Source organism: Nitrincola lacisaponensis, assembly GCF_000691225.1.
Taxonomy (GTDB): Bacteria; Pseudomonadota; Gammaproteobacteria; order Pseudomonadales; family Balneatricaceae; genus Nitrincola; species Nitrincola lacisaponensis.
In genome coordinates this window covers 644395-658476 of record NZ_JMSZ01000032.1, presented here as the reverse complement: position 1 = coordinate 658476, position 14082 = coordinate 644395, and the positions used below count along the sequence as shown (strand labels likewise).

Sequence of the window (14082 nt, the reverse complement as noted above, 5' to 3'; positions counted from 1 at the left end):
AGCGAAAATGATCTCAGCTGAAGCTGCGCGTGTAAAACAGGTGCTGATTGAGCGTGGACTGGAAACGCCACTGATCGAACATCACCTGTCTGCTGATAAAAAATACCAGAAAATCAAGCAGGCGATGACCGAGGTGGTTGAAACCCTGGGACTGGATCTGACAGATGACAGCCTGGCGGAAACACCGCACCGTATTGCTAAAATGTATGTGTATGAGATTTTTTCCGGTCTTGATTACGCCAACTTTCCTGCCATGTCTCTAATCGAGAATAAAATGCAGGTTGATGAAATGGTCAAGGTATCGGATATCGATCTCACCAGCACCTGTGAACATCACTTCATTACCATTGATGGCTCGGCCAAGGTGGCCTATATACCGGGCCAGAAAATCATAGGCCTGTCTAAAATCAATCGGTTGGTAAGGTTTTTTGCACAAAGACCTCAGGTTCAGGAGCGCCTGACCCAGCAGGTATTGATTGCATTGCAAACGCTGCTGGAAACAGAAAATGTTGCGGTTTCGATTGAAGCGACTCACTATTGTGTTAAATCCCGGGGTGTTATGGATGTTAATTCGCGCACCTCGACAACAGCGCTCGGTGGCGTATTTAAAAGCAACATTCATACTCGGGCCGAATTTTTGAAATAAAGGATGTAACCCCTTGAAAGGCACGCTATTGATCACGGGTGTAGGGCAGCGTATCGGCTGGCACCTGGCCGGGCACCTGCAAGCGCAGGGCTATCAGATTATTGGTACCTATCGAACGCGAAGAGACTCACTCAAGCGGCTTGAAGATCAAGGGGTTATATTAATACGTTGTGACTTTAATCAAGCCGAACAGGTTGATGCACTGATTGCTGATGTTCAGCAACGTGCGCCGATGCTGCGAGGCATTATTCATAATGCATCTGACTGGCTTCCTGATGGTTCAGCAGACCAGGCTGTCAGCAGGCTCCACGCCATGATGCAGGTGCATGTGGCTGTGCCATACCAATTGAATCTGGCGTTTGAAGAACAGCTGCTGGCATCTGATACAACAGCCGACATTATCCATATTACTGACTATGTTGCTGAAAAGGGCAGTCGCAAGCATATTGCGTATGCCGCCAGCAAAGCGGCGTTGGCGAATATGACACTGTCCTTTGCACAGCGCCTGGCACCCAGGGTCAAGGTCAACAGCATTGCGCCGGCATTGATTCTGTTTAATGACCAGGACACTGAAGAATATAAAGTAAAAGCGCGCGCCAAGTCGTTGATGAATAAAGAGGCTGGTGTGGCTGAGATGCTCCAGTCTGTCGAGTATATATTAAACAGCGGCTATATTACCGGGCGCACTCTGGCCGTTGATGGCGGTCGTCATCTGGTCTGATTTCATGCTGCGGGCACTAGTCGAGCGCCTCGCAGACCTGATCCAGAGTCTCTCGAATCGGCGCATTCAGCTGAAGTTGTGACAAGCCATCGGCGCGCGTTCTTCCCAGGGTGAGCGTGGCAATCGGAATTCCCCATTCTGCTGCGCGCTTGCAGAAACGAAATCCTGAGTAGACCATTAAAGAAGAGCCGATGACGAGCAATGCGTCGCTGGCCTGCAGCGCGGCGAGGCTGGTTTCTACGCGTTGCTTGGGTACGTTGTCACCAAAGAAGACCACATCAGGTTTCAGAATGCCGTTACAGCAAGGGCAGTGTGGTACCTGAAAAGCTGAAAAATCCATTTCCAGCTGCGCATCACCATCCGGCGCCGCGGCAGCCTTGATATGCGCAAATTCCGGATTCATGTGTGCAGCGCGTTGCTGCACAATGTCGCGATCAACCCGGTAATCGCAATTCATGCATACGACCTGATCAGAGCGCCCATGCAGATCAGTCACTTGATCCGAGCCTGCTTTCTGGTGCAGTCGGTCAACGTTTTGTGTCACCACCTGCTGCACATAGCCTTTTCGCTCCAGGTCGGCCATGTAAAAGTGCGCCGGATTGGGTTGGGCATCCCGAATGACCGGCCAGCCGGGCAGGCTGCGAGCCCAGTAGCGTTGCCGTACCTCTGCCTGGGTCATAAATGCCTGATGCTGTACAGGCTGTTTCTGCTTCCATTCGCCGCGGGCATCACGGTAATCGGGGATGCCCGAGTCCGTACTGATGCCGGCCCCGGTCAAAACCAGCAGCCGGGGATGCTGGCGAATGAAGTCCAGTAACAGTTCTGAAGCCCCGGCAGTCAGTGCCGGGGCTGATATTGTATTACTCACCGAAGTGGGTAGCGTTCTCATAATAGGCATGGGGTTCAAGCGCCGTAAAAATAATCTCAACGGGGTCGTAGCCAGCCATATTCAGATGTTTGGCAATGACTGCCGCGCTCTGATCTCTGACGGACTGGCCGCGTTCAAACCAGCGTACATCGACAAAAGGGAAGGGTGTGACCACTTCACCTGACAGAATTTGTGTCGACTGTATCACTTCGAGTAGAAAGTTGTCGGGTGTGGTATCCATCGCCTGACAAAGATCATCGACAAGCTGGGTTGAACAGTGTTGAATTGCGTGTGCATCGATGCCGTGAAACTGAAGTTGAGGCATGAAAAATTTCCCTTGAAGATTGAATGATTAAGCTCAGAGTCATTTTACCCGGAATAGAGTTGCACTATGTTAAATATCAATACATCTACGATCAAACGCTCTGGTTTGGTTCTCTTGCTGGTTGGCCTGGCCGGTTGTGCCAATCATTACCCGCTGGGAATTCCTGAGGAGCAGTGGTTGCTGATGTCTTCCGAGCAGCAACTGGAGGCACGCAGTCAGCAAGCGGCGCTGGATCAGGCTGCCCAGGCACGTCGGGAAGCGGAAGCGCGGGCGAGAGAAGCAGAAGCCCGGCGGCAGACGGCCGAGCTTGAGCAGCGCAGGCAGGGCGCTGCCTATGGCGAGCGTGTGCAGTGTATTCTCGAACCGGTTGAAGTGTATCTGAGAGGGCGCTGGGAGCCAGCGCGTCCCGTGGCAATGGATCTGGTGCAGGGCTTTCCCATTGAGCTGACGGCAACCGATACGAGAGGCCGGTATGGACAGCGTCTGGCGGCCGGGTTTGATGGTCAGGTTGTCAGAATCTGTTCATCAATACAGGCGCTGCAGCGTCCGTATGGGGAGTCTTGTGTCGATCTGGTAGCTACGCGGCAGCAGTTACAGCGCGGTATCAGTCGTTCATTGGAGCAGGAGCGCTTATTGAAAGGGACACTCTATTGTGACCTGGTGCTTCAGGCGCTACCGGGGCAGCGCCTGAAGTCACGTTGACTCAGACAGGTTCTGCCCAGAGATCATACTCATCGGCATCCACCACGCGAGCCCGGATAATCATACCAGGCTGCAGGTGAGTGGCGTTGTCCAGAAAGACTTGTCCGTCAATTTCGGGGGCGTCAGCCTTACTGCGACCTACGGCGCCTTCTTCAACCACTTCATCGATAATGACATCTATCTCGGTGCCGATGCGCTGTTGCAGTCTGACTGCGCTGATGCGTGCCTGTACAGCCATAAAGCGTTCCCAGCGATCCTGTTTGATCTCATCCGGGATAGCCTCGGCCAGATCATTGGCGGTTGCGCCCTCGACAGGTGAGTATTGGAAACACCCCACACGATCCAACTGAGCTTCTTCGAGGAAGTCCAGCAGTTCCTGAAAGTCTTCTTCCGTTTCGCCAGGGAAGCCAACAATGAATGTACTGCGAATAACCAGTTCTGGGCAGATGGCACGCCAGGCGCGAATACGTTCCAGTGTATTCTCAGCATGAGCAGGGCGCTTCATCATGCTGAGAACGCGGGGGCTGGCATGCTGAAAAGGAATGTCCAGATAGGGCAGGATCTTGCCTTCTGCCATTAACGGGATCACTTTGTCGACCGAGGGGTAAGGGTATACATAGTGCAGTCTTACCCAGACGCCGAGATCACCAAGTGCCTGGCACAGCTCAAGCAAGCGTGTTTTCACTGGGCGTCCGTTCCAGATGCTTAAAGGATACTTGAGGTCAACCCCGTAAGCGCTTGTATCCTGCGAGACAATAAGCAGTTCCTTGACGCCGGCTTTAACCAGTCCTTCAGCTTCGCGCATTACATCATCGGCTTTACGGGACACCAGGTCGCCACGCAGTGACGGAATGATGCAGAAAGTGCAGCGGTGATTGCAGCCCTCGCTTATTTTCACGTAGGCATAGTGTCTGGGCGTCAGTTTGATGCCCTGAGGGGGAACCAGGCTGATAAAGGGGTCGTGTTCCGGCTGATGAGGCGCATGTTCATGAACAGCATTAACAACCGATTCGTAAGCCTGTGGGCCTGTTACGGTAAGAACCTGAGGATGCAGATTGCGGATTTCATCCTCGTTCACACCGAGGCAGCCTGTCACGATAACGCGGCCATTTTCTTTAATAGCCTCGCCGATGGCGTCCAGTGATTCTGCTTTGGCGCTGTCAATAAAACCACAGGTATTCACTACGACAACATCAGCATTGTCATAGGACGGGGAGATTTCATAACCCTCTGTGCGCAGTTGCGTGAGAATGCGTTCAGAGTCTACCAGAGCCTTGGGACAGCCCAGGCTGACAAAGCCTACCTTGGGTGCGTTCATGTAATCGAAAAACCTCAGAAAAAATCAAAGCGCGATTTTAGCGAAAAGCCGCTTAAGAGGCGAGAAAAGTCGGTTGCGGTCAGCGATAGCCATGATATTATTGTTTGCGATACATATCATTCAATACGTATTGTGTACTATAAATATGGGTAGAAACAGTAATACACATCAGGCTGTCTTTAAAGCCGCTGACGCGCTGCTTGAGCAAGGCGTGCGTCCAACTCAGCAGAATGTTCGTGACATGATCGGTAGTGGCAGCATTACCACGATCAACCGGGCGCTGGGTGACTGGTGGTCAACTCTGAGTGAACGACTTAATCGACGCCAGGAGCATCCGGATTTGCCTGAGCCGGTTCTCAGGCTGGCTAATCAGACCTGGGATCGGGCGCTGGCGTATGCTGATAATCGTTTTCAGGAGCAGAGTCGCGTCTATACGGAGCGTATAACGGCCCTGGAGGCTGCGCTGGGTAAGGCTGAACAGGCTGGCGGTCAGGCGTTGATTGAGCTGCAGCGGGACTATCAGGCGCTGCTGCAGCGTCATGCCGGGCTGCTGGAGGAGGTGCGACAGCAGAATCTGGCTCAGCAGCAACTGGAAGAAAGGCTGTTCCGCACCCAGGGGCGGCTTGAGTCGGCCGAGCGTGAATTGCAGCAAGCGCGCCAGCTGGATGGTGGAAACCTGCAGCAAAGTGATGAAGTTATTGAATATCGTGTTAAAATCCGCATTCAGGAAGAAGAGATTGCTCGACTCAAAAAGCAAAATGCAGATCTGCAGTCTGATAATGCAGGGCTCAGGCGCAAGCTGGCAGAAGCGGAAGCGTCATCACTGGAGCAGCGTCATCAGCTGGAGTTGATCAAAGCCCGTTATTCATCATAACTTTTCAACATTATCATGGTATTGGTCGGCTGAAAGCATGGAACAGTTCATACCGGAAGGTAGCTCGGTGCAGACTATTCGCGAACTCATTCGGGGTGCTACTCCGGGCGAAGTGTTTTGCTGCCGTGATCCAGCGCTGTTTGAGACCACCAAGGTTGCACTGGTAGCTGAAAAGGTTGCTGACATTACGGTGCAGTTGATTGATGAGGGTGATTACATTGTGCGCCAGGTGAGTTCCCGGCGTCGCGCTGATCAGAAAAAGAGCGAGCAACTAAATGATCGTCAACTTGCGGTTGTGCGAGCACTTGAAAAAGTTTTGCAGCATTGTCGCAAGGAGGGCGTACAACTGATAGGATTCAGTGATGAGCTGGTTGCACAGCCGGCCCATCTCGATCCGGCGGAGGGAATATCGCCTTTTGCGCTTGATCTGGACACGAGTGATGTGTACCGGGGCGCAGATAGCTTGAAAAAAGGCGTGTAAATATGACAATCCGTATACTACTGGTCGATGATCACTCGATTATTCGTGCCGGTTACCAGCAGATTCTGGAGAAACATCCGGAAATTTCAGTGGTTGCAGAAGCTGAGACCGGCCAGTGCGCGGTCAACGCCTGCATAAAGTATCGTCCGGATGTCGTTGTTTTAGATCTATCAATTCCTTTTAAAGTTGCTTCTGAAGAAGTCTCTTCCGCGTGTGGCCTGGAAACGATCCGGCGCATCATGGCGCTCGGGCTGCATACCCGACTTCTGGTGCTGACAGCCATGTGCAATGAGCCCTATCCGTCTCAGGCTGTTACAGCGGGTGCTACGGGATATCTGACCAAGCACTGTGCACCGGATGAGTTGATCAGTGCGGTGCAGGCTGTTTCCAAGGGGCAGTCTTATTTTTCAGCAGCAGTGCTTAACGAAATGAACGTTGGCACCGAGGCTCAGTCGCCTTTGGCCGGGCTAAGCAAACGAGAGCTTGAGGTGTTCAGCATGCTTGCAGAAAGCTTTCCGGTCGCCCAGATTGCTGAATCGCTTTGCTTGAGTCCCAAGACCGTTCATGCACATCGTGCCAACATTCTGCGCAAGCTCAAACTGAAAAATAATGCCGAGCTGGTTAAGCTGGCTGTTCGTTCGGGCTATACGGCCAATTAATACACCTCACGCTGCGCATGACTGTGAGTTTGTCATGCAATCCTGTTAATCTATCTGTTTGTTTTTTATTAAAACCTGCAGATTGTATGGGATAGCTCATGTCACACTTTGAAATGATCATTTTTGATCTGGATGGCACCTTGCTGGATACAGTGGAAGAGGTGGCATCAGCGATGAATGATGCGCTGCTGGAAAGTGATTTGCCCGGCATTACGCTGGATCAGGCACGAAGCTGGGTCGGGAAGGGCGCTGCTCATTTTTTGACCCAGGTGCTGGAGCATCACCAGTTACAGCATGCGGTTGATTTCGATGCGTTACTGAATCTGTTTTATCATCATTATGAACTGCGCTCGGGTACGTTGAGCCAGCTCTATCCTCATGTGCGAGAGTCTCTTGAAACGCTAAGAAAATCAAAGCGTAAGCTTTGTGTTGTCAGCAACAAGTTCAAGCGTGGAACCGACAAGGTGTTGCGTGCACATCGTCTGGATCATCTGTTTGATGATGTGTTTGGCGGTGACTCATTTGAGCAGAAAAAACCTGATCCTGTCGCGGTGCATTTCCTGATGCAAAAGCATGGCGTGTCGCCTGAGCAGGTATTGTTTATTGGTGACTCTTCCACAGATGTGGCGACGGCACGTAATGCGGGTGTTGAGGTGTGGGTCGTTCCTTATGGCTATAATCATGGTGAGGCAGTTGAAAAATCGATGCCTGACAGCATCATAGACGACTTTTCTGTGATGCTGCATCGGTTATCCTGCGCATAAATTAACAGCCACGGAGGCCGTATATGATCACAATAGCAATTAATGGTTTTGGCCGAATTGGGCGCATGGTGATGCGTGCCGCCTATGCAAATTTTGCAGATCAGGTTCAGGTGGTGGCAATCAATGATTTGCTGGAGCCTGAATACTTGGCTTATTTGCTTAAATATGACAGTGTGCATCGGCGTTTTGGCGAAACCCTGCGTGTTGAAAATCAGCAGCTTTGGATCAATGATCGTCCGATTCGTTTGAGTGCATCGGCTGACCCTGCACAGCTGGACTGGCAGGGCGTCGATGTGGTGATTGAATCCACCGGGCGCTTTTTGACGGCCGAGGCGGCTCAGGCGCACCTGGTGGCAGGTGCTCAGCAGGTGATCATGTCTGCACCCAGTCAGGATGATACGCCGATGTTTGTGTATGGCGTCAATCATCAGCGCTATGCAGGTCAGCGAATTATCTCTAACGCATCCTGTACAACTAACTGCCTGGCTCCGTTGGCCAAGGTTGTGCATGATGCGGTGGGTATTCGTCGTGGATTGATGACAACGGTTCATGCGGTGACAGCAACACAAAAGACGGTCGATAGTCCTTCCAGTAAAGACTGGCGAGGTGGGCGCGGCATATTGGATAACATCATTCCATCTTCAACCGGTGCTGCAAAAGCAGTCGGCAAAGTGATTCCGGAGCTGAATGGAAAGCTGACGGGTATGGCGTTTCGTGTGCCGACATCCAATGTGTCAGTTGTCGATTTGACAGTCGAATTGTTGCGTGACGTGGCATATGAAGAGCTGTGTCAGCATATTCGTCATGCCAGTGAAACGTCGTTTAAAGGCGTGCTGGGTTACACAGAAGACAAGGTAGTCTCCACAGACTTTATTGGTGAGGCCTGTACCAGTGTTTTTGATGCGGACGCCAGTATTGCGCTGGACAAGCAGTTCATGAAACTGGTGGCCTGGTACGATAACGAATGGGGCTATGCCAACAAGCTGCTGGAGATGGCAAAGGTTGTTCGAGAGCGTGCAAGCTAAGCGTGAGTGTCAGATAAAAAGCCGGCGAGAGCCGGTTTTTTTTGTGCAATTTGTAATGATGTAAGTGGGCTTTAACTAATTATGTGAGCCTTGTTATTTCTACATATAGAACTTCGTATAATGTATATTATGTTAAATAGAATGTTTTATTGTATATCGTTGCTGCTGTGTTGACCTGTCTACTGCTTCATAGCTTATATTGAGAAAATCTTGATTGGAGATTCGACCGTGTCTTACTTCATTTCTGAGCTGGCTGATCTTGTTGGGTTGTCACGCAGCACCCTGCTGTACTACGAAAAGAAGAGTTTGATTAAGGGGAAGCGGCAAGCAAATGGCTACAGGGTTTACTGTGACTATGACCTGCAAAAGCTACGCCTGTTAAAACAGCTACAAGCTGGTGGCCTTACCCTGCATGAGTGCTGTTTGTGTCTGGAGTCAAAAATCGATTCTGATTTGCTTGCAAGGCGGCTTGAGCAACTTGAGGTAGAAATATCTGAAATGCAGAAAGCGCGTGAGCTGCTACTGGCACTGACTGGAAAGACTTCAATGCGTGAGTGGCTGCTGATTAATCAGAAAATTGCACCTGCTGCGTTTGATGATTGGCTTCAGAAGCAGGGATTCGATGAAAGAAACATTATTTACTTAAAGTGGTTATCAAAAGACATGAGTGGACATGAGCAATATATGGCTGATTTTATGAAAGTATTCCAGTCATTGGATCGCTGGGGACCTGGAAGCCCTGAAGATAGCCTGAAGGCATTATCATTTTTACCCGAACATCCGCATAAAATATTGGAGATTGGTTGCGGAAAGGGAGTCGCCACTGCCCTTCTCGCCAAGCATACTGACGCTGAAATAATTGCCGTCGACAATGAAATGAAGGCACTTAAACAGTTGGATAAAAAGCTGGTGGATGAAGGGATTAAGGGTCGCGTTTCAACAGTCTGCGCCAGTATGACTGACCTCACCTTCCCGCCCAGTAGATTTGATCTGATCTGGGCGGAGGGTGCGGCTTACATTATGGGAGTAGAAAAGGCTCTTATGCAATGGAAGCCGATCTTAAAGCAAGGTGGCTATCTTGTTTTTAGTGATCTGGTTTGGCTGACAGATTCACCTGGTTCGGAGGCCGTTGATTTTTGGCTTCAGGAGTATCCTGATATACAGTCGGTTAGTAGACGTATTAAGCAAATCGAAAATGCAGGATATGAAGTCTTAAGTCATTTTACCCTCAGTAATCAAGCCTGGTCTGAATACTATTCTCCCCTTAAGCAACAGGTACTTGCGTTAAAACAAGACAGGCCAGATTCAATAGCGTTAAGCGATTTACTTAACGAGGTTTCTGTTTATGAAAAGCACCTGGGTGAATTTGGATATGAGATGTTTATTCTGAAAAGCCATTAATAATCAATTGATATGAAAAGAATAAAAGCGCGCAACCTCTCAGGTTACGCGCCCTGCTCTTTGCTAGAATGAACCGAACAGACTGCCCAGTGCCACCAGCAGCACCAGTGAGACGATTGGAAAAAGAACGGCTACCATAAAGATATCCTTGTAGGCTTCACGGTGCGTTAAGCCGCAGATCGCCAACAAGGTCACGACGGCTCCGTTGTGTGGCAGGCTATCCAGTCCGCCCGTGGCAACTGTGGTGACACGATGCAGCAAGTCTGGTGAAATGCCGAGCTGATTCGCCAGTAACAGATAATCAGCCCCAAGTGTTTGCAAGGCGATACTCATACCACCCGAAGCTGACCCGGTTACCCCGGCGAGGATGTTCACTGAGAGCGCCAGAGATACCAGTGGATTGCCACCACCAACACTTTCAACAGCTGATTTGATCAAGTCAAAGGCCGGTAATGCCGCAATAACAGCACCAAATCCAACCAGGCTTGCTGTATTGAATATGGGTAATACAGAGGCATTCGCCCCATCATCAAGGCTCTGACGCAAGGTGATCAGGCGCTGCCAGTTGGTAGCGATCAGCAAGATGATGGCCAGTGTCAGCGAGACGATGATAGACCAGACACCGATCACAGAATCAAGTGATGTATTACCGTAGAGTGCGGTTGTCAGATAATCTGTCTCAAGGCGCGGTAACAGCTGCGCGCTCAAGATGTAGTTCATGACGATTACCAGTACGACGGGCGCGATGGCCAGTGCAAAGGGCGGCAGTTGATCACTCTGCTGTTCCGGTTCAATCAGCGTCACATCAAACCCTTCACCAGAGCAGTGCTCACGCTGTTTTTTGTCAAACGCTACGGGCTGATCCTGGTGGTTCCCATATCCCTCTCCTGCTGCTCTGGCAAGACGTGCCTGGCGCGTTAGCCATGCCTGCCCCATGCCGAACATGACCACCGCAGTGATGATACCCAGCAGCGGCGCAGCAAAGGGCGTGGTGCCAAAATGTGGCATGGGAATGGCATTCTGGATTGCCGGTGTACCCGGTAAGGCCGTCATGGTAAAGGTAAAGGCACCCAGGGCAATGGTTGCCGGGATCAGGCGCTTGGGAATGTCTGCTTGCCGGAACAGCGCCGCAGCGATCGGATAGACCGCAAACGCGACCACAAACAGCGAGACACCGCCATAAGTCAGCACTGCGCAGGCCAATACGACCGCCAGGATGGCACGCTCAGAACCCAGTTTTCCAACAATGGTCTGGCTGATCGATTCTGCGGCTCGACTGTCATCCATCAGTTTGCCGAAAAAACTGGGTAATAAAACCGCCTGCAGAGCCCATGAAAACCTGGGTATAGCTGGCCAATAAAGGCGTGCCTGCTGCAAACAGTGCTGCAACCAGGGCCATGACTGGCCCCAGTAGTAATACACTGACACCGCGATAGGCTAAAAATATCAGCAACCCCAATGCCAGGGTAACGCCTGCTAATCCAATCATGCTTTACACTCCCTGTTAACGGATTTAACCGATCCTTCCAGTAGCCAGTCCGGATCGAAGGTACTTTTTTCGCCGATAGCGGCCTTGTTTTCGGCAAGCCACTGATCGGTTCTGGTGCGCCCCAGATCGCGCAAGTAGCAGAGGTATTCCCATTCTGCGTTCAGCTTGCTTGAGGCTTCCAGCGGCCAGAGATCGTCTTCGCCATGAATACAGTGGAGTCGCATATCCCGGTACTGTTCGTGCTCCAGCCCTTCAGAATGAATCAGATCCTTCAGTAGACCTATGCTGCGTAATTCTTTGATTAAGCTGGCATTGAAGGTGATTTCATTCAGCCGGTTGATGATGTCGCGAGCACTGGTCGGGATTTCTTTTCGATAGAAGGGATTGATCTGCACCAGAATCAGATCGCGTGCATCACAGTCGTCCACCAGGGGGTAAAGCGCCGGGTTACCGGCATAACCTCCATCCCAGTAAGCTTCGCCGTCAATTTCGACTGCCTGGAACATGAAAGGGAGTGCTGCAGAGGCCAGCATGGCATCAGCTGAGATTTCAGGCTGAGTGAAAATCTTGGGTCGACCTGAGCGGACATTGGTCGCTGTGACAAAGAGCTTCATGGCTTTGCAGCGATTCACTCGATCAAAATCAACCTGCGCATCAATCACCTCTCTTAATGGGTTGATATTCATCGGGTTGAGTTCATAGGGTGATAACACGCGCGACAAATGATCAAAAAAGAGGTAGCTGGGGGAGTTATCCAGACTCCAATCGCCATTGATGCGCGACCAGATATCACGCTGGAAAGGACTTGTTTTGGCGCTGTCACTGACACGTTTCCAAAACTGCTCCAGTGCAGCCTGGGCACCCTTCCGACCACCCTTTTCATAACCATCCGCCAATACCACGGCATTCATCGCACCGGCACTGGTTCCGCTGATCCCTTCAATTTTCAGATCGTCCTCATCCAGCAAGCGATCCAGTACACCCCAGGTTAATGCGCCATGAGACCCTCCACCCTGTAGCGCCAATTCAATTGTTTTCTGCTTCGTTTCCATCATCTACCTCGATTTATCCATAAAAAAGACCCCATGCTGCATTGCAGCAATGGCACTATATTAACGTGAAATAATGTGAGACAAAAGAATTGAGTATCCTTACCGGACCAATTCTCCTGTATACTGCTGGCCTTTTCGTACACACTTATTCTGATAGGTTCTCCATTTTGATCTCGACCGCAAATCTCACCATGCAGTTTGGTGCAGCCCCACTGTTCGAAAACGTGTCTGTTAAATTTGGCCATGGCAATCGCTATGGTTTGATTGGCGCTAATGGCTGCGGCAAATCGACCTTGATGAAAATTCTGGGAGGCGATCTGGAGCCCACCAGTGGCCAGGTGATGCTGGATGCACACACCCGTCTGGGTAAGCTTCGGCAGGATCAGTTTGCTTATGAAGACTGCACGGTAATCGATACGGTGATCATGGGGCATGAAGCGCTGTGGAAAGTCAAAGCAGAGCGTGATCGTATCTATGGCTTAAGCGAGATGACTGAGGCTGACGGCATGGCTGTGGCTGAGCTGGAAGTTGAGTTTGCCGAGATGGATGGTTATACCGCTGAGTCACGTGCTGGAGAGCTGCTGTTAGGTCTGGATATTCCTATTGAGCAGCATTTTGGCCCGATGAGCGCCCTCGCCCCTGGCTGGAAGCTGCGAGTATTGCTGGCTCAGGCACTGTTTTCTGATCCGGATGTGTTACTGCTGGATGAGCCAACCAACCACCTGGATATCAATACGATTCGCTGGTTGGAAAGCATTCTGGTTGCGCGTAACAGTACGATGGTGATTATTTCCCATGACCGCCATTTCCTGAATCAGGTTTGTACCCATATGGCCGATCTGGATTATGGCGAAGTGCGTCTGTTTCCAGGCAATTATGATGAGTATATGACCGCGGCCACTCAGGCGCGTGAGCGGCTGCTGAATGATAACGCCAAGAAAAAAGCCCAGATCGCTGAATTGCAAACCTTTGTCAGTCGTTTTTCTGCCAACGCATCCAAAGCCAAGCAGGCCACATCGCGCGCACGTCAGATCGATAAAATCCAGCTCGAAGAAGTTAAACCTTCCAGCCGGGTCAGCCCTTTTATTCGCTTTGAACAGCAGAAAAAGCTGCATCGCCAGGCTGTGACGCTGCTCGATCTGACAAAAGGTTTCGATGGTAATGTGTTGTTTAACAAGCTCAATATTAAGATTGAAGCGGGTGAGCGTGTGGCGATTATCGGCCCGAACGGCATAGGCAAAACCACACTGCTGCAATGCATGGCTGGCAAGCTGCAGCCGGATGCTGGTGAAGTGAAATGGACGGACAGTGCCGAGGTAGGCTACTTTGCCCAGGATCATTCTGAAGACTTTGCCTCTCCGGCATCGCTGTTCGAGTGGATGGCACAATGGACTCAGTCAGGCGAACAGGCTATTCGTGGCGCACTGGGTCGTATGCTGTTTTCGGGTGACGAAATTCATAAGTCAGTTAAAGTGATTTCCGGGGGTGAACAAGGCCGTATGCTGTTCGGCAAGTTAAGCCTGATCAAGCCCAATGTCATGCTGATGGATGAGCCAACCAACCACCTGGATATGGAGTCTATCGAAGCACTTAACCTGGCGCTGGAGAATTACCCCGGTACATTGATTTTTGTCAGTCATGACCGTGAGTTTGTCTCCTCCCTGGCCACGCGTGTGATTGAGCTGAGTGCCCAGGGCGTGACTGACTTCAGTGGTGGTTATGAAGACTATCTGCGCAGCCAGGGCATTTTTAACTAA

16 protein-coding genes are annotated in these 14082 nt (G+C 50.9%); 10 read left to right on the top strand and 6 right to left on the bottom strand.

Annotated elements, in window-relative coordinates; all coding sequences use genetic code 11:
• Positions 1 to 7: 7 nt before the first annotated feature.
• Together folE and folM are read left to right on the top strand one after the other, a co-directional pair.
• Complete coding sequence (folE, locus tag ADINL_RS12940) at positions 8 to 646, top strand: GTP cyclohydrolase I FolE (protein WP_036548554.1); 639 nt, start codon at positions 8 to 10, stop codon at positions 644 to 646.
• 13 nt (positions 647 to 659) lie between these two features.
• On the top strand, positions 660 to 1367 hold the full coding sequence (folM, locus tag ADINL_RS12935) for a dihydromonapterin reductase (protein WP_036548552.1): 708 nt from the start codon (positions 660 to 662) through the stop codon (positions 1365 to 1367).
• 16 nt (positions 1368 to 1383) lie between these two features.
• Here the strand turns inward: folM and ADINL_RS12930 are convergent, their stop codons facing one another.
• Both ADINL_RS12930 and ADINL_RS12925 read right to left on the bottom strand, forming a co-directional pair.
• Positions 1384 to 2265 carry an NAD-dependent protein deacetylase gene (locus tag ADINL_RS12930; RefSeq protein WP_036548548.1) on the bottom strand — a complete coding sequence of 294 codons (882 nt, stop codon included), beginning with the start codon at positions 2263 to 2265 and terminating at the stop codon, positions 1384 to 1386.
• The gene (locus tag ADINL_RS12925; protein ID WP_036548544.1) at positions 2228 to 2560 is read right to left on the bottom strand and encodes a DUF1904 family protein; all 333 of its coding nucleotides are present in this window, start codon (positions 2558 to 2560) and stop codon (positions 2228 to 2230) included. The genes ADINL_RS12930 and ADINL_RS12925 overlap by 38 nt, the downstream gene beginning before the upstream one ends.
• A gap of 66 nt (positions 2561 to 2626) precedes the next feature.
• Here ADINL_RS12925 and ADINL_RS16060 point away from each other — a divergent pair, with 66 nt between their 5' ends.
• A complete protein-coding gene (locus ADINL_RS16060; protein ID WP_051632800.1) occupies positions 2627 to 3262 on the top strand; it encodes a hypothetical protein in 636 nt (211 codons plus the stop codon).
• Position 3263: 1 nt separating this feature from the next.
• Here ADINL_RS16060 and rimO read toward each other — a convergent pair whose 3' ends face one another.
• The gene (rimO, locus tag ADINL_RS12915; protein ID WP_036548541.1) at positions 3264 to 4580 is read right to left on the bottom strand and encodes a 30S ribosomal protein S12 methylthiotransferase RimO; all 1317 of its coding nucleotides are present in this window, start codon (positions 4578 to 4580) and stop codon (positions 3264 to 3266) included.
• Positions 4581 to 4725: 145 nt separating this feature from the next.
• Between rimO and ADINL_RS12910 the strand changes: the two genes are divergently transcribed.
• The 6 genes from ADINL_RS12910 to ADINL_RS12885 all read left to right on the top strand — a co-directional run bounded on the left by ADINL_RS12910 (position 4726) and on the right by ADINL_RS12885 (position 9784).
• On the top strand, positions 4726 to 5454 hold the full coding sequence (locus ADINL_RS12910) for a DNA-binding protein (RefSeq protein ID WP_036548538.1): 729 nt from the start codon (positions 4726 to 4728) through the stop codon (positions 5452 to 5454).
• Positions 5455 to 5491: 37 nt separating this feature from the next.
• Positions 5492 to 5935, top strand: a complete 444-nt coding sequence (locus ADINL_RS12905; protein WP_036548535.1) for a hypothetical protein — start codon at positions 5492 to 5494, stop codon at positions 5933 to 5935.
• 2 nt (positions 5936 to 5937) lie between these two features.
• On the top strand, positions 5938 to 6594 hold the full coding sequence (locus tag ADINL_RS12900; RefSeq protein WP_036548532.1) for a response regulator: 657 nt from the start codon (positions 5938 to 5940) through the stop codon (positions 6592 to 6594).
• A gap of 98 nt (positions 6595 to 6692) precedes the next feature.
• Positions 6693 to 7358: an HAD-IA family hydrolase gene (locus tag ADINL_RS12895; RefSeq protein ID WP_036548530.1), complete on the top strand. Its 666-nt coding sequence runs from the start codon at positions 6693 to 6695 to the stop codon at positions 7356 to 7358.
• Positions 7359 to 7381: 23 nt separating this feature from the next.
• Complete coding sequence (gene gap / locus ADINL_RS12890; RefSeq protein WP_036548528.1) at positions 7382 to 8383, top strand: type I glyceraldehyde-3-phosphate dehydrogenase; 1002 nt, start codon at positions 7382 to 7384, stop codon at positions 8381 to 8383.
• A gap of 228 nt (positions 8384 to 8611) precedes the next feature.
• Positions 8612 to 9784 (top strand): MerR family transcriptional regulator, encoded by a 1173-nt coding sequence (locus ADINL_RS12885; RefSeq protein ID WP_036548526.1) that lies wholly within the window; start codon positions 8612 to 8614, stop codon positions 9782 to 9784.
• A gap of 63 nt (positions 9785 to 9847) precedes the next feature.
• Here ADINL_RS12885 and ADINL_RS12880 read toward each other — a convergent pair whose 3' ends face one another.
• The 3 genes from ADINL_RS12880 to ADINL_RS12875 are packed head-to-tail and all read right to left on the bottom strand — an operon-like array spanning position 9848 to position 12328.
• Entirely contained in the window at positions 9848 to 11071 is a 1224-nt protein-coding gene (locus ADINL_RS12880; protein ID WP_338036397.1) for a GntP family permease, read from the bottom strand.
• Positions 11064 to 11273 carry a hypothetical protein gene (locus ADINL_RS16825; RefSeq protein WP_338036396.1) on the bottom strand — a complete coding sequence of 70 codons (210 nt, stop codon included), beginning with the start codon at positions 11271 to 11273 and terminating at the stop codon, positions 11064 to 11066. The genes ADINL_RS12880 and ADINL_RS16825 overlap by 8 nt, the downstream gene beginning before the upstream one ends.
• Complete coding sequence (locus ADINL_RS12875; RefSeq protein WP_084154513.1) at positions 11270 to 12328, bottom strand: patatin-like phospholipase family protein; 1059 nt, start codon at positions 12326 to 12328, stop codon at positions 11270 to 11272. Before ADINL_RS12875 ends, ADINL_RS16825 begins: the two co-directional genes overlap by 4 nt.
• A 164-nt stretch (positions 12329 to 12492) precedes the next feature.
• On the opposite strand from ADINL_RS12875, the gene ADINL_RS12870 reads away from it, so the two are divergent.
• The gene (locus ADINL_RS12870; protein WP_036548523.1) at positions 12493 to 14082 is read left to right on the top strand and encodes an ABC-F family ATPase; all 1590 of its coding nucleotides are present in this window, start codon (positions 12493 to 12495) and stop codon (positions 14080 to 14082) included.

Coding starts and splice junctions, on each gene's coding strand:
- rimO (WP_036548541.1), bottom strand. CDS start 4,580: ATGAACGCACCCAAGGTAGGCTTTGTCAGCCTGGGCTGTCCCAAGGCT.
- gap (WP_036548528.1), top strand. CDS start 7,382: ATGATCACAATAGCAATTAATGGTTTTGGCCGAATTGGGCGCATGGTG.
- ADINL_RS12880 (WP_338036397.1), bottom strand. CDS start 11,071: ATGGATGACAGTCGAGCCGCAGAATCGATCAGCCAGACCATTGTTGGA.
- ADINL_RS12900 (WP_036548532.1), top strand. CDS start 5,938: ATGACAATCCGTATACTACTGGTCGATGATCACTCGATTATTCGTGCC.
- ADINL_RS12930 (WP_036548548.1), bottom strand. CDS start 2,265: ATGCCTATTATGAGAACGCTACCCACTTCGGTGAGTAATACAATATCA.
- ADINL_RS12895 (WP_036548530.1), top strand. CDS start 6,693: ATGTCACACTTTGAAATGATCATTTTTGATCTGGATGGCACCTTGCTG.
- ADINL_RS16825 (WP_338036396.1), bottom strand. CDS start 11,273: ATGATTGGATTAGCAGGCGTTACCCTGGCATTGGGGTTGCTGATATTT.
- ADINL_RS12875 (WP_084154513.1), bottom strand. CDS start 12,328: ATGATGGAAACGAAGCAGAAAACAATTGAATTGGCGCTACAGGGTGGA.
- ADINL_RS12905 (WP_036548535.1), top strand. CDS start 5,492: ATGGAACAGTTCATACCGGAAGGTAGCTCGGTGCAGACTATTCGCGAA.
- ADINL_RS12910 (WP_036548538.1), top strand. CDS start 4,726: ATGGGTAGAAACAGTAATACACATCAGGCTGTCTTTAAAGCCGCTGAC.
- folE (WP_036548554.1), top strand. CDS start 8: ATGATCTCAGCTGAAGCTGCGCGTGTAAAACAGGTGCTGATTGAGCGT.
- ADINL_RS12925 (WP_036548544.1), bottom strand. CDS start 2,560: ATGCCTCAACTTCAGTTTCACGGCATCGATGCACACGCAATTCAACAC.
- ADINL_RS16060 (WP_051632800.1), top strand. CDS start 2,627: ATGTTAAATATCAATACATCTACGATCAAACGCTCTGGTTTGGTTCTC.